General features: G+C 38.7%; 20 protein-coding genes. 11 read left to right on the top strand and 9 right to left on the bottom strand.

Translation table 11 applies throughout. The annotated features are described in order from the left end of the window. The first annotated feature begins 22 nt into the window (after positions 1-22). Positions 23-1,423, top strand: a complete 1,401-nt coding sequence (locus tag WKH56_RS17440; RefSeq protein WP_028413444.1) for a Na+/H+ antiporter NhaC family protein — start codon at positions 23-25, stop codon at positions 1,421-1,423. Between the two features lie 198 nt (positions 1,424-1,621). Here WKH56_RS17440 and WKH56_RS17435 read toward each other — a convergent pair whose 3' ends face one another. From WKH56_RS17435 to WKH56_RS17425, 3 genes are read right to left on the bottom strand one after another with little or no spacing between them, the layout of a single operon-like run. Beyond that, entirely contained in the window at positions 1,622-2,722 is a 1,101-nt protein-coding gene (locus WKH56_RS17435) for a GerAB/ArcD/ProY family transporter (RefSeq protein ID WP_155008136.1), read from the bottom strand. A 20-nt stretch (positions 2,723-2,742) separates the two neighbouring features. Then, positions 2,743-3,966 carry a Ger(x)C family spore germination protein gene (locus WKH56_RS17430; RefSeq protein ID WP_168760735.1) on the bottom strand — a complete coding sequence of 408 codons (1,224 nt, stop codon included), beginning with the start codon at positions 3,964-3,966 and terminating at the stop codon, positions 2,743-2,745. Continuing rightward, positions 3,956-5,578, bottom strand: a complete 1,623-nt coding sequence (locus WKH56_RS17425) for a spore germination protein (RefSeq protein ID WP_221833367.1) — start codon at positions 5,576-5,578, stop codon at positions 3,956-3,958. Before WKH56_RS17425 ends, WKH56_RS17430 begins: the two co-directional genes overlap by 11 nt. A gap of 145 nt (positions 5,579-5,723) precedes the next feature. On the opposite strand from WKH56_RS17425, the gene WKH56_RS17420 reads away from it, so the two are divergent. From WKH56_RS17420 to WKH56_RS17410, 3 genes are all read left to right on the top strand, one after another. Then, positions 5,724-5,951 carry a YczF family membrane protein gene (locus WKH56_RS17420; RefSeq protein ID WP_048021012.1) on the top strand — a complete coding sequence of 76 codons (228 nt, stop codon included), beginning with the start codon at positions 5,724-5,726 and terminating at the stop codon, positions 5,949-5,951. A gap of 74 nt (positions 5,952-6,025) precedes the next feature. Then, positions 6,026-6,538 (top strand): GNAT family N-acetyltransferase, encoded by a 513-nt coding sequence (locus WKH56_RS17415; protein WP_310884430.1) that lies wholly within the window; start codon positions 6,026-6,028, stop codon positions 6,536-6,538. 188 nt (positions 6,539-6,726) lie between these two features. Further along, the gene (locus tag WKH56_RS17410) at positions 6,727-6,849 is read left to right on the top strand and encodes a YjcZ family sporulation protein (RefSeq protein ID WP_013083059.1); all 123 of its coding nucleotides are present in this window, start codon (positions 6,727-6,729) and stop codon (positions 6,847-6,849) included. A 73-nt stretch (positions 6,850-6,922) separates the two neighbouring features. Here WKH56_RS17410 and WKH56_RS17405 read toward each other — a convergent pair whose 3' ends face one another. Beyond that, on the bottom strand, positions 6,923-7,861 hold the full coding sequence (locus WKH56_RS17405) for a VanW family protein (RefSeq protein WP_048021008.1): 939 nt from the start codon (positions 7,859-7,861) through the stop codon (positions 6,923-6,925). Positions 7,862-8,039: 178 nt separating this feature from the next. Between WKH56_RS17405 and WKH56_RS17400 the strand changes: the two genes are divergently transcribed. Both WKH56_RS17400 and WKH56_RS17395 read left to right on the top strand, forming a co-directional pair. Then, complete coding sequence (locus WKH56_RS17400; protein ID WP_034265927.1) at positions 8,040-8,855, top strand: hypothetical protein; 816 nt, start codon at positions 8,040-8,042, stop codon at positions 8,853-8,855. Between the two features lie 186 nt (positions 8,856-9,041). Continuing rightward, on the top strand, positions 9,042-11,219 hold the full coding sequence (locus WKH56_RS17395; protein WP_310884431.1) for an FUSC family protein: 2,178 nt from the start codon (positions 9,042-9,044) through the stop codon (positions 11,217-11,219). A 27-nt stretch (positions 11,220-11,246) separates the two neighbouring features. Here the strand turns inward: WKH56_RS17395 and WKH56_RS17390 are convergent, their stop codons facing one another. The 5 genes from WKH56_RS17390 to WKH56_RS17370 all read right to left on the bottom strand — a co-directional run bounded on the left by WKH56_RS17390 (position 11,247) and on the right by WKH56_RS17370 (position 13,884). Then, entirely contained in the window at positions 11,247-11,540 is a 294-nt protein-coding gene (locus tag WKH56_RS17390; RefSeq protein WP_028413425.1) for a hypothetical protein, read from the bottom strand. 64 nt (positions 11,541-11,604) lie between these two features. Next, on the bottom strand, positions 11,605-12,159 hold the full coding sequence (locus tag WKH56_RS17385) for a DUF3231 family protein (protein WP_033578924.1): 555 nt from the start codon (positions 12,157-12,159) through the stop codon (positions 11,605-11,607). A gap of 264 nt (positions 12,160-12,423) precedes the next feature. Continuing rightward, positions 12,424-12,690: a hypothetical protein gene (locus tag WKH56_RS17380; RefSeq protein ID WP_230683508.1), complete on the bottom strand. Its 267-nt coding sequence runs from the start codon at positions 12,688-12,690 to the stop codon at positions 12,424-12,426. Positions 12,691-12,801: 111 nt separating this feature from the next. Continuing rightward, a complete protein-coding gene (locus tag WKH56_RS17375; RefSeq protein ID WP_013056955.1) occupies positions 12,802-13,128 on the bottom strand; it encodes a YflT domain-containing protein in 327 nt (108 codons plus the stop codon). Positions 13,129-13,464: 336 nt separating this feature from the next. Further along, on the bottom strand, positions 13,465-13,884 hold the full coding sequence (locus tag WKH56_RS17370) for a hypothetical protein (protein ID WP_033578925.1): 420 nt from the start codon (positions 13,882-13,884) through the stop codon (positions 13,465-13,467). A 270-nt stretch (positions 13,885-14,154) separates the two neighbouring features. On the opposite strand from WKH56_RS17370, the gene recQ reads away from it, so the two are divergent. The 5 genes from recQ to WKH56_RS17345 all read left to right on the top strand — a co-directional run bounded on the left by recQ (position 14,155) and on the right by WKH56_RS17345 (position 21,895). After that, positions 14,155-16,290, top strand: coding sequence for a DNA helicase RecQ (gene recQ / locus WKH56_RS17365; protein ID WP_275211141.1), 2,136 nt, complete (start codon positions 14,155-14,157; stop codon positions 16,288-16,290). 108 nt (positions 16,291-16,398) lie between these two features. Next, entirely contained in the window at positions 16,399-17,781 is a 1,383-nt protein-coding gene (locus WKH56_RS17360) for a sigma-54 interaction domain-containing protein (protein WP_063248038.1), read from the top strand. A gap of 217 nt (positions 17,782-17,998) precedes the next feature. Then, entirely contained in the window at positions 17,999-18,982 is a 984-nt protein-coding gene (gene speB / locus WKH56_RS17355) for an agmatinase (RefSeq protein ID WP_310884432.1), read from the top strand. Between the two features lie 82 nt (positions 18,983-19,064). After that, positions 19,065-20,513, top strand: coding sequence for an aldehyde dehydrogenase family protein (locus WKH56_RS17350; protein WP_310884433.1), 1,449 nt, complete (start codon positions 19,065-19,067; stop codon positions 20,511-20,513). A gap of 20 nt (positions 20,514-20,533) precedes the next feature. After that, positions 20,534-21,895, top strand: a complete 1,362-nt coding sequence (locus tag WKH56_RS17345) for a purine-cytosine permease family protein (protein WP_310884434.1) — start codon at positions 20,534-20,536, stop codon at positions 21,893-21,895. Positions 21,896-21,940 lie beyond the last annotated feature (45 nt).

The raw sequence follows: 21,940 nt of genomic DNA, 5'->3' as shown, positions 1-21,940 counted from the left end.
TTTTAAGATAGGGGAGAGTCCTATGGAATCTAGTTGGTTTTCAATTATACCGTTTTTAATTGTTATTCCAATAGCTATTTTCACCAAACAAGTGCTGCCAGGTTTGTTTTTAGGCTTATTAGTAGGCGCTTATTTGATTGATCATTCGATTGTCGGAGGTGTTGAAAAGTTACTTCACTACGTTGTACAAGCTCTTAGAAATAAAAGTAATATAGAAATCGTTGTCTTTTTATACGCGTTTTCAGGGCTTATCGGAATGATTAAGATGGCTGGAGGAGTTAAAGGTTTTGTGGAAACAGCTGCAGAAAGAATTGATACAAGAAAAAAAGCTCTTATTTTAACCTATGTTTCAACCATTGGAACATTCAGTGCTCCCACCTTTCGTTTTGTGACGATCGCGCCCATTATGAGAGCGCTGCTGAAAAAAGTGAAAATGACGACAGCAGAGCTAGGGTTTGTTATTGAAACAACTGCTACTCCCGTTATCGTCTTAATTCCCGTGGCAACGGCATTTGTAGGATATATGGTCTCAATCATTCAAATGGCAATTGATCATCAAGGCATAAAACAAGACGCTTATTCTTTGTTTATTCAAAGCATTCCTTATAATTTCTTTTCGATTGTGATTATTTTAGTAGGGATTTATTTCAGCTTTTTTCATCATTCAACGTCTACAGCTCCTATGAAGCTCGAGGAAGAAGACGAAAAAGATTGGCATGATTGTCATCCTTGCGTCTCGAAGGATTTGCCTTCTAAGCCTTGGAATTTGTTAGTACCTTTACTTGTTGTGATTTCACTTACCTTACTTTTAACATGGTGGAGTGGACATCGTAAGAGTCACACCTTTTTTGAAGCATTTATTAAAGCAGACGTGTTAGAAGCGATGGTAGTAGCTTTAATTATGACTACGTTAATTACGCTCATTTTTTTCTTGTTTCAGCGCTTTACATTACAGAATTTGCTTAATGGTTTTATCACAGGAGGCAATGACTTGATGTCCGTTATTTTGTTGTTATCGGTAGTATGGGGATTATCCGCTGTTACAGAAGACTTAGGTTTTTCAAATTTCGTGACGGCACATTCTAAGTGGATTCCTCAAATGTTTGTCACTCCGTTCATGTTTATCTTTGGAGCCGCTATTTCTTACTTTATCGGATCTGCTTGGGGCACGTGGGGGATTTTAATGCCGCTTGGCGTATCGCTTGCAAGTTCTGCAGATCTTTCTTTGCCGTTAATTATCGGTGCGGTGTTTGCGAGCGGTTCCTTTGGAGCGTTTTCTTCACCTTTAAGCGACGATACGAATACCATCGCCAAAATATTAGATTTATCTGTTATTGAATATGCCAAGTATAAATTAAAGCCAGCTTTAATTGCAGCGGGAATAACAGTTGCTTTCTATCTTGTTGTATCTTTCTTATTTTGAATGAGAAAAATAGCCGTCTAGTATCAATTTTTCATTTTTTTTAATTTAAAGTATGCATACAGTCCTAATGACAGGCACACTAGCATGATACAAGTAAGCGGAAATAAGATGGTATTAACAAAATGATCATAAAACCATATATACACGCACATCACCTCAATAATTTTAACGTCATTTTTTCTATTTAGTAGAGATACACTATCTGTGCTGCTTCTTCCTATTCTTCAAAAAGGCGATAATCAGAAGCAGTAGGGGTATGATAGAAAATAGCGGCATATGCAAAAGAAATCTCGCTACGTGTAATCCTTCATAAAGGTGTTCTTGAAAATTACTAGCGATTGTAATCGACAAAAACAACACAATGATGCCTAAAGGATACGCTAGACGTGAAGGAGATTTAATTTTAAATAAAGTAGCTGTACCTATTATAGAAGCATAAAACAAGATGCTAACTTTGAAATAAATCCCAATCACCATAGCGAACATAAAAAATACATCTAGACGCTCTAAAAAATCAGCTACTTGGATCGTTTGGACAGTACTAAGAAGAGGAAACTGTGACCTTGTCGTCAGATCAACTCCAAGCACGCTAATGTTAATAATCATCGTAATAATTAGATTAATTCCGCTTAATCCCGTTGCGCATAGCATGGTCACACTTGCTTTTTTGGGGTTGCTTAAGTAAGGAAGAAGCATAGTAAATACAATAGCTTCTGTGAAAGGAAAATATAGCGTTTCGGTCAAAGCAACTTTGGCAACAGGAAGTATTCCTTCTTTTAATACCGGCTGCAAGTTCTTAAAATCAACTAATCCTGAGCTAATAATTAAGATGAAGCCTGCAATAGCTAGAAAATACATAAAAATAAACAGAAGCTCTCCTGATCTCGCTATCGCTTCAATTCCTTTTCGGGTTATATAGATAATGACCAGCATCAATAAGGCATTGGCAATAAATAAAGGCGTATCCGGATAAGCAAAAGTAAGAAGCATTTCTCCGAAATCTCTTAGAACTCGTGATGCATCGTATAAAAAATAGACAATATATACGAATGCAAGAAGTGTTCCCAGTGCCTTACCTAAAATTTTCTGCATGTATTCTGTAGGGAGGAGGTCCGGATAGTAGGAATAGAGCTTATGATAGACTAAGAAGAAAAAAAAACTGCACAGCATTCCAATTAAAATAGCTAGCCATGCATCTTGCTTCGCTCTCATTGCAAGAGGAACTAATAAAGCGCTTCCCAGTTCGAATAATACCATGAGAATGAATAATTGAGTGGCGCTGATTTTTGCTTTTTCCATATAGCCAGAACCTCCTTACCTCATTGTTGTTTTTCTTTTACGCTAGAGAGAAACGATTTATTGCGCAGACCCGTTCGGCGAATGTAAGCTTCTACTGTAACGTCTACATCTAATTTTGGAAAATAAACGTCATCCCATTCTGATTTGAATTTTTCCCACTGATTGGGGCGCGTGCGTTCCAGTGCTTCTCCAAACCCAAAGATGTCAACTTTGTCTGTCTGAGCTTGTTTAATAGCTGTTTGTAATTCTTTTTTTATTTCTTTACCTGCAGCTTTTTCCATTTTTTTGATTACGGCAGGTTGACGTGTATCAACAGGGACCTCCACTTCTCCAAGATCGCCTTCTACGCGAGTGTGAACGGACACGTAAGGTTTTCCTTTTTTCATTTTTACAGATACATCCGTTTTTTGACGAACTGTTTGATAGGCAAGCGCTTCTTTTTTTCCTTTCCAATCTATATTAATATCCGTTCCTTGTATTTTATCAAGAATCCAAACGCTGCCTCTGGCTGGACTATTGTACAACCAGTCGATTAACTTTCCATTTTTAAAAACAGCAATGCCAGAAGCACGAAGGGTAGCTTCTGGTGCGCTTTGCTGGAGGTTATCTAATTTTTCTGCTTGTTGAGGATTTCCAACTAAACGAAAACCCGAGACTAGTGCTTCTCCTCCGGGAGATTCGAGAGACCTCATCACTTCTTGAAAGGAAACCTTTAGATTTTCTCCCCATTTTCTTTGAGTGAACTCCAGCGTTTTCATAATTTTGTTTGCTGGAATTTTATCGACAGGCGTTAGTGCTTTTACCAAATCAGCAGCACTTGACTGGTTTGCGATGACTAGGGAAGTCGTAATTCGAAACTCAGGATCGCGATCAATAGAATCAATAAGAATGTTAATTCCTTCTTCACGCGCTAGTTTTTCTCCGATCACGACTAAGTTGGTATGGGCATAATAAAGTCTTCGGGAAATTCTAGCTGAAGCGCGTCTGCTTGCTTCAACTAAATTATCGCCAGAAGCAGAATAGATCGTAACAGGCGGACTTTGGGTACCGCCGCCCCCTTGTAAGCCAGCTACGTTTCCCGGGTTAATAATTTGAAAGGTAAGCTCATACCGTCCGTTTTTCGTTTTATCAATGCCCATTGCCGATACAAATGCAAGGTCTGTTAATTCTTTTTTACTCCAGCAGCCAGTAAGCAATACCATCATTATGGTCATTACCAGTAAAAATAAACTTTTACGTTTCATTTTGATCACCTTTTTCAAGTTCCTGGTTAATCATACCTCTTGAAGAAGGAGGCTCAGGCTTTTGATGTTTGCTTTGACGAACTTTGTTATCACTAATTAATTTAGGTCTTCTTCTCATCGTCCACCAAGGTAACCGCAGCAATGTATCTTCATTGCTTGCAGGAATAAAGGGTGCTAATGGCGTCATGTAAGGAACACCAAACGAACGTAAGCTGCACAGGTGTCCAACTCCCATTAAAAGAATGAGGATAATGCCATAGAAACCGAATGTAGCCGCTCCTAGTATAAATAAAAAACGAATTAAACGCGCTGAAATAGCCATATCGAAAGACGGTGTAGCAAAGCTAGCAATGGCTGTAATCGATACAATAATAACCATAGCTGGTGAGACGATCCCCGCTTGAACCGCTGCTTGCCCAATAACAAGAGCCCCGACGATTGATACAGCAGATCCGATAGCTTTTGGTAAACGAATCCCCGCTTCACGCAAAATTTCAAAGGTGACTTCCATAAAAAAAGCTTCCACAAACGCGGGAAATGGAACGGATTCTCGCTGTGCTGCAAGAGCTACGATAAGCGTTGTAGGTACCATTTCTTGATGAAATGTCGTAACCGCCACGTACGTAGCAGGAGCGATAAGTGAAATCATAAACATAAACACCCGCAAAAGACGAATGGATGTGGCAATGTCAAAGCGTGCGTAGTAATCTTCGGCCGATTGGAAAAATTGAATGAACAACGCGGGAGCAATAAGGACAAAAGGAGTTCCGTCCACAAAAATAGCAATTCTTCCTTCCAAAAGGTTACCTGCCACCACGTCGGGTCTTTCTGTGTTATAAATAGTGGGAAAAGGAGTGATTGTTTGATCTTCAATCAGCTGCTCAACATAACCTGATTCCAAAATACTATCAATATCAATGTTTTTTAATCGCTTTCGAATTTCTTTTACAACTTTATCGTTTGCGATGCCATGAATATACATAACAGTGACATCCGTTTTAGTTACCCGGCCAATCTTCATCGACTCTAGCCATAAGTCAGGTGTTTTAATAATTCGGCGCACCATAGCTAAGTTTGTGCCAATAGACTCAGTAAAGGCGCCTTTTGGTCCCCGAACTACCATTTCTGTAGTAGATTCTGCAATGGCACGCTTTTCACCGCCTTGTGTACTCACGCTGAGTACGCGGTTTATGCCATCGACAATAAGAAGGCTGTCTCCTGACATCAAAGAAGACAGTAAATCATCCCAGTTGTCTGCAAACGATACATTGCCGATTGTGACAATGTCTTCGGAGATTAACTCTAATGCATTTTGATCGTTTAGGTCATTTTTTTGATTATCTTTCATCAGAGACTGCAGTAAGTAATCTTGAATAGCCTGATTATCTACAATCCCTTCTATATAGACGATAGCAGCAGCCAAGCTGTTATTGACACCTAGTTTAAAATGACGAATCACAATATCTGAGCTGTTTCCAGTTTTCTCTTTAATGAGGGTAAGGTTCTCAGACAGCAAATTCTTAAGAGAAGAAGCTGCTTGTTCGCTGCTTGTTTGATTTGCCTGAGGTTGAAGCTTATTTTTAGATTTTTGATTTTTAAAGAACGAAGGCATAAATGAAAGCACCCTTACTGTAGTTTTTATTAATTTGACCAAAAACCGTATAATTATGTAATTTTTAACAAAATATCTTTTGCATGATGGTAAATGAAAATGACTAACCTATGAGGTAAGTAATGATTAGGTGAGGAGTAGACATATGAAAATTATTGGAGTTAGCCTGCTGCTATTTGGATCTGTGGTCGCTCTTTCTATAGGAATTGATCTTTTTCAAGGAACGAACATACTGCAGGCACTATACAATGCGTTAAGCCCGTTCCGTGTAATGGAAGTAGCCGAATTATTTGTCCTTTTTTCTCTTTTATTTTTCTTTTTTGCAGAGTCGCTTTATCTTTTTTTAAAGAAGCGGCAACAAAAACAACAGTAATTTGTTGCAAAGAGGTTTTTATCTCTTCGCTATCGAAACAAGCGTATAGAAGGTAGCTTTGAGATAGGGGAGATATGGATATTGAGACTAACAGATTACTAATACGCAAATTTAACTATGAAGATTGGCAAGATGTCTACGCATATACATCTGATGCTGATGTCATGAAATACATACCAGAAGGTGTTTTTAGTAAGGATGATGCGAAGAAATTTGTAAATGAAAATATGGAAGAAAACGTTAAAAATTTTCCAGTTTTATTAAAAAACGAAAAAACCCTAATTGGTCATATCGTCTTTTTCAACTATTTTGGATACCATACTTATGAAATTGGCTGGGTATTTAATTCTTTCTATCATCAGAAAGGATATGCGTCAGAAGCGGCAAAAGCAATCGTGGACTACGCCTTTAATACAATGAACCTGCATCGGATTATTGCTACTTGTCAACCTGAGAATACGTCTTCTTATCGTGTTATGGAGAAAATCGGGATGAGAAGAGAAGGGTATTTCAAAAAATGTATTCCAACTGAAAAAGGATGGTGGGATGAATATTATTACGCGATTTTAAAGGAAGAGTGGAAATGAGCTTTACTCTTACGGAATTACATTTTCCGAGTTATAAAGACGAAAACAAGCCCAATTTTTAAAAAATGAGCAGAACAGCAAACCAAAACGTCTAGGCAGACATACAATAAGCTATCCATGAGAAACACCCCATGTTTGAACCTTCTTTGTTTTAGCAACAGAAAATCACATTGAAAGGGAGTGCTTGTATGTCTAATGCTGGATGTGGATTTGGTTCTGGTTTCGCTTTATTAGTTGTATTATTTATCCTATTAGTAATTATCGGATGTAGTTGTTATAGCGGTGGTTACGGTGGCTACTACGGCTGCTAAGTAGATCACTGAATAGCCTAAAGGATACCCTTTAGGCTTTTTTATGCTCATTATAAAATGCTGGAAAAGATGATTAATCGGTAGGCCCAGTATCAACATGTGATTCAGCTTTTTTTTCTTTCAACAATAGGTTATTAGAAGCCCAAGGCACGCGGCGAGGCTTATATTCAATCGCATCGGTAGAATAAACGGCTACGCTTACGACTCCGCCTTGAACCTGTGCTCGAATCAACAAAGGATCACTATACGTATTTTTAAAATGAAAGTCAGGTCCATACCAGCTGACGGTAGCGTCTCGCCCAGGAGGTACGTAGGAAACACTGCGGCTGTGTGAGTAGCGCTGCGTAATCGTGACGCCAGCGTTATCGACGGCGTTAAATAAAGTAGAAGAAACTTGGCAAATTCCTCCTCCAACTCCTTCAGAATACTCTCCTTTTACAATGATTGGGGCACGCATATACCCTTTTGCTGCCGTTCTTTTTCCAACGGTTTGATTAAAAGAGAAAACTTCCCCAGGAAATATGACGCTGCTGTCTAGTGATTCAGCTGCAAGAGAAATATTGTGAGAACGATTTTTATTATGGGGGTTAAATACCGTATGATAATGACCGATTTGCTTAATACGAATCGTTGCAAGCAGCTCCTTATCCACGCGAGGCGGAACAGGAAGCGTCGGGATTTCTAAGATTGACGTACCGCCGTTAAAAAAATAAGTATAAAATTTCTCGGCAAAATCTTTATGATATAGTTTGACACCCGCTTGCTCAGGAACAATTTGTCCGTTTTTATCAATGCGGGCATTTATGGGCTCTCTATATGTTTTTTTATCCAATTCTTTTAGAAGAAGATTGTATCGATCATGATCCACCATGGGTACAGGAAGAAGAGGTACTGCCACTTTGTCCCGTTCAATCCGTTCAATTGGTTTACCGTCATGAGTAATAGATAGGTGGTCTTGTGTAGAAAGAGGTTGAATAAGCATTAAAAGTCCAATCATCCAAGTGAAATTCATATCATATACCTCGCTTTCACCTGTTAGTATGAATAAAATGAACCGTTTAATGTATAGGATTCACAAGCTCTTTTTTGTATTATTTTCCATGAGACGAGCGTGTAAAAATTTCTATTTATAATTGTATGTGTACTTTCGCATATTACATAGAGAAACTACAAGGTAATGAGGGTAGACAATGATAAAATTAATGATTTTAGTCTTTATGCTTATTAGTTTTTTTGTGCATCCCCAAAAGATGAAAGCAGAAGAAAACCTTACGTACTTTCCGGTAAGCGACACAGGAAAAGTATTAAAGTGGAAACGTGTAGAAACCTTACTGCCAAAGGGAAAAAAATTTAAAGTAATCGATGTAGAAACCGGTTTTTACTTTTATGTGCAGCGAAGAGCAGGCTCACACCACGCAGATGTTCAGCCGCTTACACGTCAAGATACGAAAGTAATGAAGCACTTATATAATGGAAAATGGAGCTGGAACCGAAGAGCTGTTCTTATTCCATTTAAAGGCCAAATGCTTGCAGCTTCCATGAATGGAATGCCTCATGGAGCCGGTGCGCTTGACAATGGGTTCCCCGGTCATTTTTGCATTCATTTTGCAGGAAGTACGACTCACAAGTCTCAAAATGTAGATCCAGGTCATCAGTTAATGGTATTAAAAGCAGGAGGAAAGCTTGATGAATATGCATTAAAAGCTGAGCCGGCAGAAGTCGTCAATATGTTTTTAACCGGATTAAAGCAAGATGACGATGCCTTAATGCAGCCGGTTTTGCGCGTAAAGCAAGAGCATAAGCTATGGGCAAAGCTGCATAGTATCTCCACCATTTATTATAAAACGGACTTATTTCATGCAAAAAAGTATAAAACAAAAGAGAAAATCTCCGTAGATTGCCTTATTTATTACGAAAATAAAGGGGCTCACAAGACAACGATGGTTTTTACTTTAAAAAGAAATCCGTTAACAAACGGGTGGGAAATTTCTTCTCTTACACTGTAATGAACCATTATTTTTAAAAAACACATCTGACAGAAAACAGATGTGTTTTTAATCATTTGTTTAGCTCTTTAGCCGTTTGCAATGTTATAGTGAAAACATACTTACATACGATAGAAAAGAATTAAAAAGGGTATAAGTAATAATATTACTCTTTCTACAAAGAACTTTACAGCACGAAAGGAGAGGGTGTTTATTTTTTCATATTGGTTTAGCCGCTTAGTCGCTGCAGATCCTGGACGAAAAAGGCTCAAAACAGCTTCTAAAGCTACAATCAGTGTCATTACAGCGGTCGTTATTATGCTGATTGTATTAAAAGCAGCGGGAAGCTCTCAAATTACCGCTGCTATTTTATCCGGCGTAATCGGCCTGATGGGTATATTGGTTGTAAATGATGAAACAACAAAAGCAAAAAAAGTGACAACCGTCTTAGTAGCACTTTCTAGCGCCGTTTCTCTTGGAATTGGCTCGTTTTTATCACGATATGGACAAGCAGAAAATGTTTTTCTCGTTCTATTGGTGTTTTTGTCTTTTTATTTACAGAAATTTGGTATTCGCTACTTCTCTCTGTCGATGGTAGCATTTATGTCGTTTTATTTTGCTTCTATTTTACACGTTACATTTTCTCAGCTGCCGTGGCTGTTAGCTGGCGTTATAGTAGGAGCCTGCTGTGCATTTATCTATAATTTTGTTATTTTTAAAGACCGGCCTTCCAACGTGCTAAGGTCTTCAATGAAATCCTTTCATATTCAAGTAAATTTGGTGCTTGATTTAATTATTGAGTTAATTCAAAAGAAACAAATTGAACCAGCTCAAATCAAACAGTATAACCGCAATATTAAAAAACTAGCGGAGTATGCCCGTGTAGCATCAGAAGAGCTTGGAAATACAGATCCTCACGACATATGGCCTGGCGTAACAGCTGAGCAAATGCGCCTTTATGTATTTGATACAGTGATGCTGCTGCAGACATATTCTCCGGCGATCCGAAAACTCAGTGAATTAAAGGCATTTAATCATTTTGATATTCAGCAGGTGCTGTTAAAGCTAGTGGAATCGATTCGCGAAGCAGAGGTATTAAATGAAAATCCTACTCATTCCTTAACGGATGCAGCTCAGCATTTGCAAGAGCTGCGCCAAAAATTAAGCGAACTCGAACCTCAAGACAAAAGGTATAAAGACTGGCTTTACTTAATACGCCGTATCGAAACGATATCAAATCACGTCATTGATGAAGCGTATGAGCTGCAGCAAGCAATTGTGAAACAAGAAAAGCAGCCTCAAAAAGAAGCGGAAGAACAAGAAGACGAAGAGGATAATGATGAAGAAAAAGGATTAAAACCGTCTACGAAAAAGTCTATTCAAGCGGTCATCACTGCTGTTGCGACATTAATATTTGGCTCGTTTTTATCTCCATCGCATCAATATTGGGCGCTCTTAGCAGGCTATTTAGTGCTTCTCGGTACAGAAACGATAGGAAGTACGTTTGTAAAAGCCGTGCAGCGAAGCGTAGGCACGCTTTTAGGAGCAGCTGTCGGCTTTGTTGTTGCAAGCTACGTTTCCCCTGGAATACTTGAAGTAACGCTGCTTTTTATCTGTGTGTTTATGGCTTTTTATTTCTTTCCCATTACGTATTCGTTTATGAGTTTTTGGATTACGATGATGCTGGCCTTTATGTATGACATGCTTCTTGGCGGAATTTCAGAGAGCTTATTACTGGCTCGCGTGTTAGATACGGTCGTAGGAGTTGGAATTGGTTTAGCCGTATCTGCTCTTGTGTTTCCTAAAAGAACAAGAGATAAAGTAACCGACACTTCAGTAGAATACGTAGCGGCTTTAAAAGAATTTGTTCACACCTATTTACATCGTTTTACGAAGCAGTACGCATTTGCCAATTTAGCTGATAAAGGAATGGAATTAGAAAAAAAGCTAAAACAGCTTCATGTCGATTCCGATCCTATTATCAAAGGTTTCGTTGGCCGTTCACGTCTTCAGCAATTTTTGACCGTTTTTACCGCCATTAATTATTACGCCAAGCATTTGGTGGCATCTTCTACTAGAAACGAAGCTTTTTATAAGGAAGCAGAATTTCATGGCGTAGTAAAGGAAGTGGAAGAGAAAGTGGCAAGCAACTTCACTCAGCTTGAAAAAGCATTACGAGGAGAAAGAGGAACGTATGTATACACGCTTGAAGATGTAAGACAAAAGATTGAACAATCTTTAGATTATTTTGATACGTCCGTTCAATCAAGAAACTTACAGCATCTGCAGCTGCTGCATAACATTTATTACGTATGGAAAATCAATCAATCGGTTGTTCACTTAGCCAAAGAGCTAGGAGCAGAAGAAATAAGTAATGAAGACTAAAAAACCAGCGAATACTTCGCTGGTTTTTTAGTCTGATGAATAAGGAGACGTATCTTTTCTAATCGTTCTCCACGTTGTTTTAAGACCTGCATAGCTTCCAATTGCGGCGTATCCATAAAAATATCCCATAAACAACCCGGCAATAATATGATGAGGGTGACTGATCAATACTGAAAAAAGCACGCCGACAGCTAAAGCGATAGTCGGAACAAATTGCTTTTTAGGATGAAAAAGCCATTTGATCAGCTGCGTCACGATTAATACGACAGGAACACCAATGACTGCGTCCCAAAAATTTGTATGAATTGTAGGGAAATCCATGTTCAAGCACCTCGTTAAATGTGTTGGATGTAAGATTATCTATGCTGTTTTACCTAAGAACACTTCAATTAGAGTTATGAGGGGCTCCAGGTGGATAATAATAAGGCGGAATTTTGAGCCATCCTTTTTGCTGCATTAGAATTTTTATTTTTGATCCTAATATGACCTTTTCAGTGTGGAATTTCAACCACATTAATCCAATATCGGTTCTAATAGATTGTCCCATATTCGTGCTGCACATGACGATATTAGAGGCAATTTTTATAGATATTAAGTTAGCGATTTCAGAATCCGTGGCTTTTGCTCCTAATGGAATACTGTTAGGGTCGGATTTCGGTTTGGTAGCCGGTATTTCAGGAAGGGGAATTCCTTCTTTAATCATTAATTTTTTTAGTGTATCAATCTGAGATTCAGCCAGGTTTTTTGAGTCTTGAGCAAGCTTAAGCAGTTCACTGTTGGTTGTTGTATTAAGACAAGTTTCTAAGGCAGGTATTTCTTCCGCTAAAGCAGTAAAATACAGCCAGCATCCCATAGTCTCACCGATATGTGGGCGAGGGGGCGGATCATCTGTAGAAGAGTTCTTTATATAATCAAGTAGTGTCTCAATGACGTTAATCATAACTTTTCACCCTTTATATAGTTTATGCATCTTCATTATTACCTTCAGCAGAAAAGGATAAACACAGCTAAGAAATGTTACATATAAAATTGATTATGATGAGTGGAAGAAAAAGCATCCCATTCAGCAATTTATAATAGTGATGGTACAAACATCTAAAGGTATAAAAATTGTTGAAATGCTTAATAAATAGGTTGGTGCTAGAAGATAAAGTCAATAGAAAAAAATCTCCTTGCTCATCAAGGAGATTTTTTATCTTGAGTATTATACAGTTTTTCTCCGATACTCTCTCCATAAAGAAGTTAGCTCTTCTGACCAATATTTATAATCAAATACCGTTATATTTTTACTGGGCATAAAAACGTTTAACAGCCAATTAACCCTTAATTTGTCTCTGACGCCTATCGTTTTATCATTTTTACAGCAGCCTTCATCACAAGGTTTATCGTGTATCTTGTAAGGAATATTTTTAACGACTAATCCATTTTTCACACGCTTTGTGTACTCAATTCCTATAATCAAATATATCACTCCTCACAGTAACTCTTATCTTCATAATAATATGTAGGGATGACTTCTTTAATGAAAGGGGAAAAAGGGTAGAAGACAAAAATAAAAAAGCCCTGCTGTAGGGCTTTTAGATTAAGCAACTTTTGATGCAACCACGATTACTTTGCCGTGATCTAATTCTTCTTCATAGCGTTCAGCTTCCGGCTGTGATAGGCCTAATGAACGCATTTTGGCACGAAGCTCGTCTCCTCGAGAACGAAATACATTCGCAATCGCATCAAAAACACCTTGTTCAGAAAGGCCGATATTGTTTGTATTTGTTGCAGCTGTTAAATCCTCGGAGCGATCTTGATGGTGTGCAAGTAAATAAACTTCGTCTTTTGTAAATCCTTCACGCAAAAATTGTTCGATTGTATCTTTTGCCTGTACGCCATTTTCAACTACTTTTACATTTACCATTTCAAAAAACCTCCTTGTATGATAGACAATTTTCTAGAATATGTTTAGTAATGAAGAGAAGTTTAAGTAACTTATCCTCTTGCTTTGTGTATACACGTTATTGGAAGAGATAAAACCTATTTCATAAAATTGAGTTAAAAAGTCTAACATAGGAGAAGAGGAAACAGCGCGGTTATCTTTGAGGAGAATCTGGCGGACAATAAGCAGAAGAAGGCTTTAGCCAGCCTTTTTCCTGCATCTTTTTTTTGACCTTTTAAGGTACAGTACAAACTGCAAAAAGCCTAGATCTTAAACAGCTAAGATCCAGGCTTTTTGCATACATAAAAATAGAGAAATTTAAGATGAAAGACGTTCTTTTTGTTTTTCATAAACAGAAGTAGACTCGTTCCATGTATATCGACCATCTTGTAATTGAATGGTTGCGCTGAATGGACAGTCTATTGACGTTTCTGCGTCATCTAAACTACTTTCAAGTAAACGTTTTTTAAATCGAAGCAAATCTTCTTTTGAAGCAACTCGAAAAACCATTTCTAACGTAAGATCATCGTCCATCGCATTGTGTAATTGACTAATACTTTTGCGGAATTCTTTATTATATTGAAGCATAATTTTAATATCTGCTACGCAAGCAACACCAAACACATCTTTCACAACAGACTCAACCGTTAACTGAGTTGTGGAAGCATATGTTGAGATATTACGCTGTGGATTTTCTAAATAATAAATCGTTTCTACAGGATGTCTCGTGATAAGCACCTCTTTCCTATTCTTAAGTATACAGGAAAAAAGAATGGAATGGGGAAAGATTTTTAGGAAAGGAGTCCTGACATACATAAAAAGATTGTTTGTGATAGGAAAGAGAGTTATAAATTGATGGCTTTTCGCTTATCATTTTTGCTATATCCTTAAATCAACGAATTCTGTGCAACTTCCTCTAAGATTTGATAAAATAAAATCCTACGTCTCAATTCCTTCTAATGAATCCCTCAACTACTATTTCTACTTATTTTAAAGGAGGACGAAATTTTGCAATTTGAACAAGCTTTAACACATTTACAGTCCTATTTTGGCTATGATTCATTTCGAAAAGGACAGGAAGAGTCGATTCGTTATGTTTTAGAAGGGCACAATACCGCTTGTATTATGCCAACAGGGGGAGGGAAATCACTTTGTTATCAGATTCCTTCCTTGCTATTAGAAGGAACGACACTGGTTATTTCTCCGTTGATTTCTTTGATGAAAGACCAAGTGGATACGCTGAACGCAGCGGGTATTCCGGCCACATATATTAACAGCTCGCTGACGCACACGGAAGTGCAGCAGCGCTTAGAAGAAGTAGCACTGGGAGAATATAAGTTGCTTTATGTAGCACCGGAGCGACTGGAGTCTCCGCAGTTTTTAGAACAGCTTCAAATGCTTCCTATTCCGCTTGTAGCGGTAGATGAAGCGCACTGTATTTCACAGTGGGGGCATGATTTCAGACCGAGTTACTTACGCATCAATGAACTAATCAGCAAGTTGTCTAACGCGCCGATTGTGATGGGGCTGACGGCTACTGCGACGCCTCAAGTGCGTGAAGATATTTGCCGAGCTCTTCATATTAACGAAGAGTATACAGTGATGACTGGTTTTGAACGTGAAAATTTATCGTTTGCGGTTGTGAAAGGTCAGGATCGAATCAGCTATATTGATCAGTATATCCGTAAAAATGATCAAGAAGCAGGTATCATTTATGCCGCTACGCGTAAAGATGTTGAAGAACTTCACGCTAGATTGCAAAAATCAGGAGTTAACGTATCAAAATACCATGCTGGTATGAACGCAAACAGCCGTGATGAAGAGCAAAATCGCTTTCTTCAAGATGATGTTCAGGTAATGATAGCCACTTCTGCGTTTGGGATGGGAATTGATAAATCGAATATTCGCTTTGTTCTTCACTATCAGCTTCCAAAAAATATGGAAAGCTATTATCAAGAAGCAGGACGTGCTGGTCGTGACGGACTGCCAAGTGAGTGTATCGTGCTTTATTCACCTCAAGATATTCGCGTGCAGCGCTTTTTGATTGAACAGTCAACGTCGAATCCTAAAAAGCAAATTCAAGAACTTGAAAAACTGCAAAGTATGGTGAACTACTGTCATACAGAAGGCTGTTTGCAGGCGTATATTCTTCATTATTTTGGAGAAAGTGAAGCGCATGAGTGCGGCCGCTGCAGCAACTGTACGGATGATCGTGTAGAAATAGACGTAACGGTCGATACGCAAAAAGTGTTATCTTGTATGATTCGTATGGGCGAACGTTTCGGTAAAATGATGATTGCTCAAGTGTTAACGGGTTCTCGAAATAAAAAAGTAGTTGATTTTGGTTTCGATAAACTGAAAACGTACGGCGTCATGAGCGACCGGTCGGCTAAAGAAGTGAGCGATTTTATCGAGTATTTGATTTCAGAGCAGTTTATTTTAGTAGGACAAGGGTCATTTCCTACTTTATCCGTAGCGGCCAAAGGAAAAGGTGTGCTTCTTGGTACGGAAAAAGTGATGAGAAAAGAACAAATGGAAGTGAAGCAAATTGTCCAAGACGACGAGCTGTTTGCTCATTTGCGCTCCGTTCGAAAGCAGCTAGCAGACGAAGCCGGCGTGCCTCCTTTTGTCATTTTCTCAGACGACACTCTTCATGATATGTGTACAAAACTTCCGGTAACGCTTGAACAGTTTGCCACTGTAAAAGGAGTCGGAGAGCAAAAACAAGAGCGATACGGAGAACGATTCACGACTGAAATCAAACAGTTTTGCGAAGACCATCCAGACCGAAAGCGAGAAGTGTCAGCTCCTGCTCCGAAAAAAGCAAGAGCATCATCAAAAGAAGGCTCTCACTTAATGACGTATGAGCTATTTCAGCAAGGAAAATCGTTAGATGAAATTGCTGAAGAACGTGAACTGAGCCGTATTACCATTGAAAACCATTTGTTTAAATGCGCGGAAGAAGAAAAAGAAATCGACTGGTCACCTTTTCTTTCGGATGAAGACGAACAGCTTATTTTACAAGCCGCTTCGTCAGTAGGCGATGAAAAGTTAAAGCCAATCAAAGAAGAATTACCTGAAAACATCACTTATTTTATGATTAAAGTAGCTCTATTTAAACAAAAAATGAAGCAGCTATCGTAAACAAAAAGCTCCTATTAAAGGAGCTTTTTGTGTTGAGTAAGCGAGTTTACTGATAAAATAATATGTGTAAATGTTAGAAAAATCAGATTACATAAAAAGGAGGACTGAATGGAGATGATTGAACGAGAGCTTGAAGCTATTTTGCATGCTTCTCACGACAATATCGTGATCACTGATGAAAAAGGGTGTATTTTACGAGCAAGTCAAAACTGCCGTGATATATACGGGTATGACGTGTCAGAGTTAGTGGGACGAACGGTATACGAATTGCAAGACCGTGGGATCTTTTCACCTTCCGTTACGATTGAAGTGTTAAAGAAAAAGAAAGAAGTACAGCTGATGCAACAAACAGAAACGGGAAAAGTTGTAATGGCAACCGGTATTCCCGTGTATGATGAACATCAGTGTATGAAAAGAGTCATTAGCTTTTCGCATGACTTAACAGAGCTTCAGCGCTTAAAAGAAGATTATCAGCAGCTCGAAGTGAAAATGAAAACATATCAGCTCGAAGTGGAAGAGCTTCGGGAACAACAGTCAAATGAGATGGTCATACGAAGTGGATCGATGAAAAAGGTATGGTCGATTATTAATCGCGTGGCAGACAGCGATGCAACGGTTGTGCTGCTAGGTGAATCGGGTGTTGGTAAAACGGCTTTTGCCCGTGCTTTACACTATGGAAGTGATCGAAAAGAAGAGCCGTTTATTGAAATTAACTGCGGAGCCATTCCAGCTAGTTTGTTCGAATCTGAAATGTTTGGATACGAAGCAGGCTCTTTTACAGGTGCCAGTACAAAAGGGAAAATAGGAAAGTTTGAATTAGCTCATAACGGCACGCTTTTTTTAGATGAAATAGGGGAACTTCCTCTTGATATGCAAGTGAAGCTGTTAAAAGTGCTGCAAGAAAAAACAGTCACCAAAATTGGAAGTGAACGAGCCAAACACGTAAACTTCAGGCTGATTGTAGCCACAAATCAGCCGCTTGAAGAAATGGTCAAAAAAGGAACGTTTCGTGAAGATTTGTTTTATCGTTTACACGTTATTCCGATTACCATTCCGCCGCTTCGCGAGCGAAAAGAAGACATCGCGGCACTACTTTATCACGTGTTACATAAACAAAATGAAAAATATAACATGAAGAAATTTTTTCATGCAGAAGCATTAAATCTGCTTCTTGAACATCCGTGGCCCGGAAATGTGCGCGAACTTGAAAATACAATTGAACGCCTCGTGTTAACAACGGATGAAAACAGCATCTCGCCTCAAGACCTCCCGTTTTATTCAGAAAATAGCAGCAGTGAAAAAGAAGAATGGGAGCCTCTTGACACGTTAACCTCTCAGGGAATGACGCTTCAGCAAGCACTTGCAGAAGTGGAGAAAAACTGGCTGATTCGCGCTTATCGTCAGTGTCAAACAACGTATGAAATGGCAAACACATTAGGAATCAGCCAGCCTACGGTCGTAAGACGTTTACGAAAGTACAATATAAAATAATGAGACTTTAATTCAAAATGAATTAGCTGATTCAATACTGAATCAGTTTTTTTGTTTTGATTCTATTATGAATTAAAAATCGTCCATAATTGCGCGGAATAAGATAATAAAAATTGGCATGCATTTTGCATTAATAAAAAGTATCTAAATAAAAAGCGTCAGTATTTAAAATAATGATGCGGCGCTAATGAATGAAACCCACTAGGAGGAATAAATTATGCCAAAATATCAGCCGAAAAATTCATTTGAATCTCCGCGTTTTTGCGGACCACGTACATTTATGAGACTTCCGTATGTAGAACAAGTAAATTCAGAAATGGATTTTATTGTCACAGGTATTCCATTTGATTCAGGTCAATCTTTTCGCACAGGAGCACGTTTTGGACCGGAAGCCATTCGAGATTTCTCCATTTTGCTCCGCCCGTATAACCCAGAACAAAAGATTAATATTTTTGACTACATTTCAGGCGTGGACTACGGTGATTTGTCAGTTGTTCCCGGATATATTTTAGAAACGTATAAAAAAATTGAAGAAGGGTTAACGCCGGTTGTGAATGAAGGAATTATTCCTATTTCACTAGGCGGTGATCATTCGATGACCCTTGGTGAACTTCGTGCGATTGCAAAAAAACACGGACCGGTAGCGCTTATACAGTTTGATGCTCATTCGGATACGTGGGATAGTTATTTTGAACAAAAATACAATCACGGTACGGTATTCAGACGAGCAATTGAAGAAGGGTTAATCGACGTATCACGTTCGATTCAAATTGGTATGCGAGGCGGTCTGTACGGCATTGAAGATTTAGAAGACGCAAAAAATTTAGGTTTAGCTCTGTATACGACAAATGAATATAAAAAGCTTGGCGTTGAAAGAATGTTAGACATTATTCATGAGCGTGTAGGGGAAGGACCCGTATTTTTATCGTTTGACGTTGACTTTTTAGATCCAGTTTACGCGCCGGGAACAGGAACGCCTGAAGTCTCAGGTGCAAGTATTGACGATGCGCTTCAATTCGTTCGAGGCTTAACAAATATTGATTTTGTCGGTTTTGATTTAGTAGAAGTACTGCCAGCTTATGATCATGGCCAAATTACAGCAGCGGCGGCCGCTAATATTGTCTATGAATTTATCACACTTATTGCGTTAAGAAAAAAAGCAAAAGAAGAAGAAGCGCTGTTAGTGAAAGCACGCGACTGAATATAAGCAAGACGGTAAAAGTGGGAAGGTACTATTATCTTCCCATTTTTATATAAGAGTTCTCTATGAGGGGTGTTTGACTATGAACGGGCAAGTAAATGTAAAAATAGATAAGAAACAAGCAAAACCATGTAAAAGAGAAATAATCAACCCAGCGACCAATAAGATTATAGCGGAAGTGTTTGATTCGTCGCTTCAACAAGTAGAGGAAGCGGTAGGTAAAGCAAAGCAGGCTTTTGAACAAAGTGAATGGAAGAAAAATAAATCACTGCGTGTAGAGGTGCTTACGAAACTAGCAGACTTATTAGAAAAACAAGCGAGTATATTCGCTGAAACAGAAACATTAAATACTGGCAAACCGATAAAAGAAGCGCAGTTAGATATCGAAGATACAATTAATTGTTTAAGATATTACGCAAATTTAATAGAAGAAAATCAGCCGTGGACAAAGAACATGTTCGACGACACAAGCAGTAAAATCATTCAAGAACCTATTGGCGTATGCGCGCTAATTGTTCCTTGGAATTTCCCTTTGCTGCTTGGTATGTGGAAGCTGGCTCCTGCCTTAGCAGCTGGAAATACGGTGGTGTTTAAGCCGTCAGAATTAACCCCGCTTTCTTTTTTAAAGTTAGCTTCACTATATAAAAAAGCTGGTATACCAGAAGGCGTGCTTAATTTACTTACAGGAGACGGTGAAGTGGGAAGTGCCCTTGTTGAACACAAAGACGTAGCCAAAGTCTCTTTTACAGGAGGATCAAAAACAGGCAAACGTATTTATCAGCAGTGCGCAAAAGAGATGAAAAGAGTTTCGCTTGAACTGGGAGGGAAATCTCCGCTTCTTATTTTTGAAGATAGCGAAATTGATATTGCAGTAGACTGGACAATGTTTGGCTCATTTTTTAACCAAGGACAAGTGTGTGTAGCTTCATCGCGTATACTCGTACACGAATCTATTTATAACTCGTTTCTTTCTGATCTTACGGAGGCTGTTGCTGCTATAAAAATTGGTAATCCGTTAAGAGAAGAAACGGAGATGGGTCCGGTTATTAGCAAGGAGCATCTGAATAAAATACAGAGTTTTATTAAGCTAGGTCAAGAAGAAGGTGCGAATTTATTAACAGGAGGAACGTTAATTGACTGCGAAGGTGGAAACTATATAACGCCAGCGGTGCTCGTTGACGTGGAGCAGCATATGAAAGTCGTCCAAGAAGAAATATTTGGTCCCGTCATTACCGTTCAATCTTTTTCAAGTGAAGAAGAAGCCATAGCACTTGCCAACGGCACGAGATTTGGTTTAGCTGCAGGGATTTTAACGAATGATGTAGAGAAAGCAGAGCGAGTTGCTGAACAGCTTCAAGCGGGAACGATTTGGATCAACGGCTACCATACGCCTCATATTGAAACGGCTTGGGGCGGTTTTAAAGAAAGCGGCATTGGCCGGGAGCTAGGTCCATCAGGATTAGCTGCTTTTACTGAAATAAAACATGTGAATACAAATTCCAAGTTAGCTCGAGCCAATTGGTATCAATAAAAGTGAAAGGTGGAAAAGGAATGACAACAAAAAGTGGTCTCGCCCATGATGATGTGCAGCCGATTGCAATGAATAAAAGAAGTATGGGCTTCTTCTCTACATTTTCCATGTGGATAGGAGCCAATGTGGTAGTAACGACCGTTTTTACCGGAATGCTGTTTGTACCCGATATGACCTTTTTAAAGGCATTATTTGTGATTGTGCTTGGCTCTTTAGTCGGTGCCATACCGCTCGTGCTGATGGGGAATATGGGAACTCGAACCGGTCTTCCAACCATGGTTTTGATGAGACCTGCTTTTGGACAAAGAGGGGCTATGCTTCCTGCTGCTGTTAATCTTATTACATTAATAGGATGGGCATGGATTCAAGCCTACATGGCAGGGCTAAGTTTAAATCATGCGGTCACCTTTTTGACCGGTTACAGCAATATCAATCTATTTACAATTCTTACTCAAGTACTAGTAGTAGCTATTTCTATATACGGACACAAAGGCATTGAAGCAACGGAAAAATTAGTAGCTACGCTTATGGTCATTTTAGCAACCGTTGTGTTTAGCTATTTGTTTATCGAATTTGATGCAGCAAAATTAATTCAAATGAAAGCAAGCGAAAATCCTGGTATTACAGGAATGTTAGCTTTTGATATTGTAGTAGCTACAGCTTTTACGTGGATTCCTATTGTTTGCGATTATAACCGAAACTGTAAATCTGAAAAAACGGGAATTGCGGGAACATATTTAGGGTATAACGTTGCGACTTTGATTGCGATGGGATTAGGCGCAACGGTTTCCGGCTTTTCAATTCTCGGAAATATGACGCAAACGTATGACCCGGTAAATTTAATTGGTGCATATAGCCCGCTGTTGGGATTAGTAGCAGCCATCGTCATTTTTTTATCGGTGTTGTCAACCAACGTAATGGTACTATATAGCGCAACAATGTCTTATTTGTCTATTTTCCCAAAGCAGCGCTTTTGGATACCAGCACTAACGATGGGAGTTGTCACAGTCCTAGGTTCTTTATTAAAAGAGTGGTTAATGACAAATTTTCAAAGCTTTTTGCTTATGATCGGCGTCTTATTTATTCCTATTATTGCGATTGTTCTTGTTGATTACTATATCATTCGCCGAAAACACTATGACATTTCAGCTATTTTAGATAAGGAAAATAAAATATATTGGTATACAAAAGGATTTAACCTTCATGTGTATCTATCATACGTAGTGGGGGCTGTATTTGCCTACTATTTTACGTACGTTCACCCGCTAGCCACAGGTGCAACAATCTTAGCTTTTTTATTTACAGGTGTTTTACACGTATCGTTCACCAAGCTTTCACAGCTCTCCATCCTTTACTCAAAGGGAATCGACAGAAATGCTTGATAGATATTTAAAAAAGACTGAATTATCTAAAATACATCAAAAGCT

It is taken from the genome of Priestia sp. SB1, from assembly GCF_038898415.1.
This window is presented reverse-complemented; position numbering and strand designations above follow the sequence as displayed.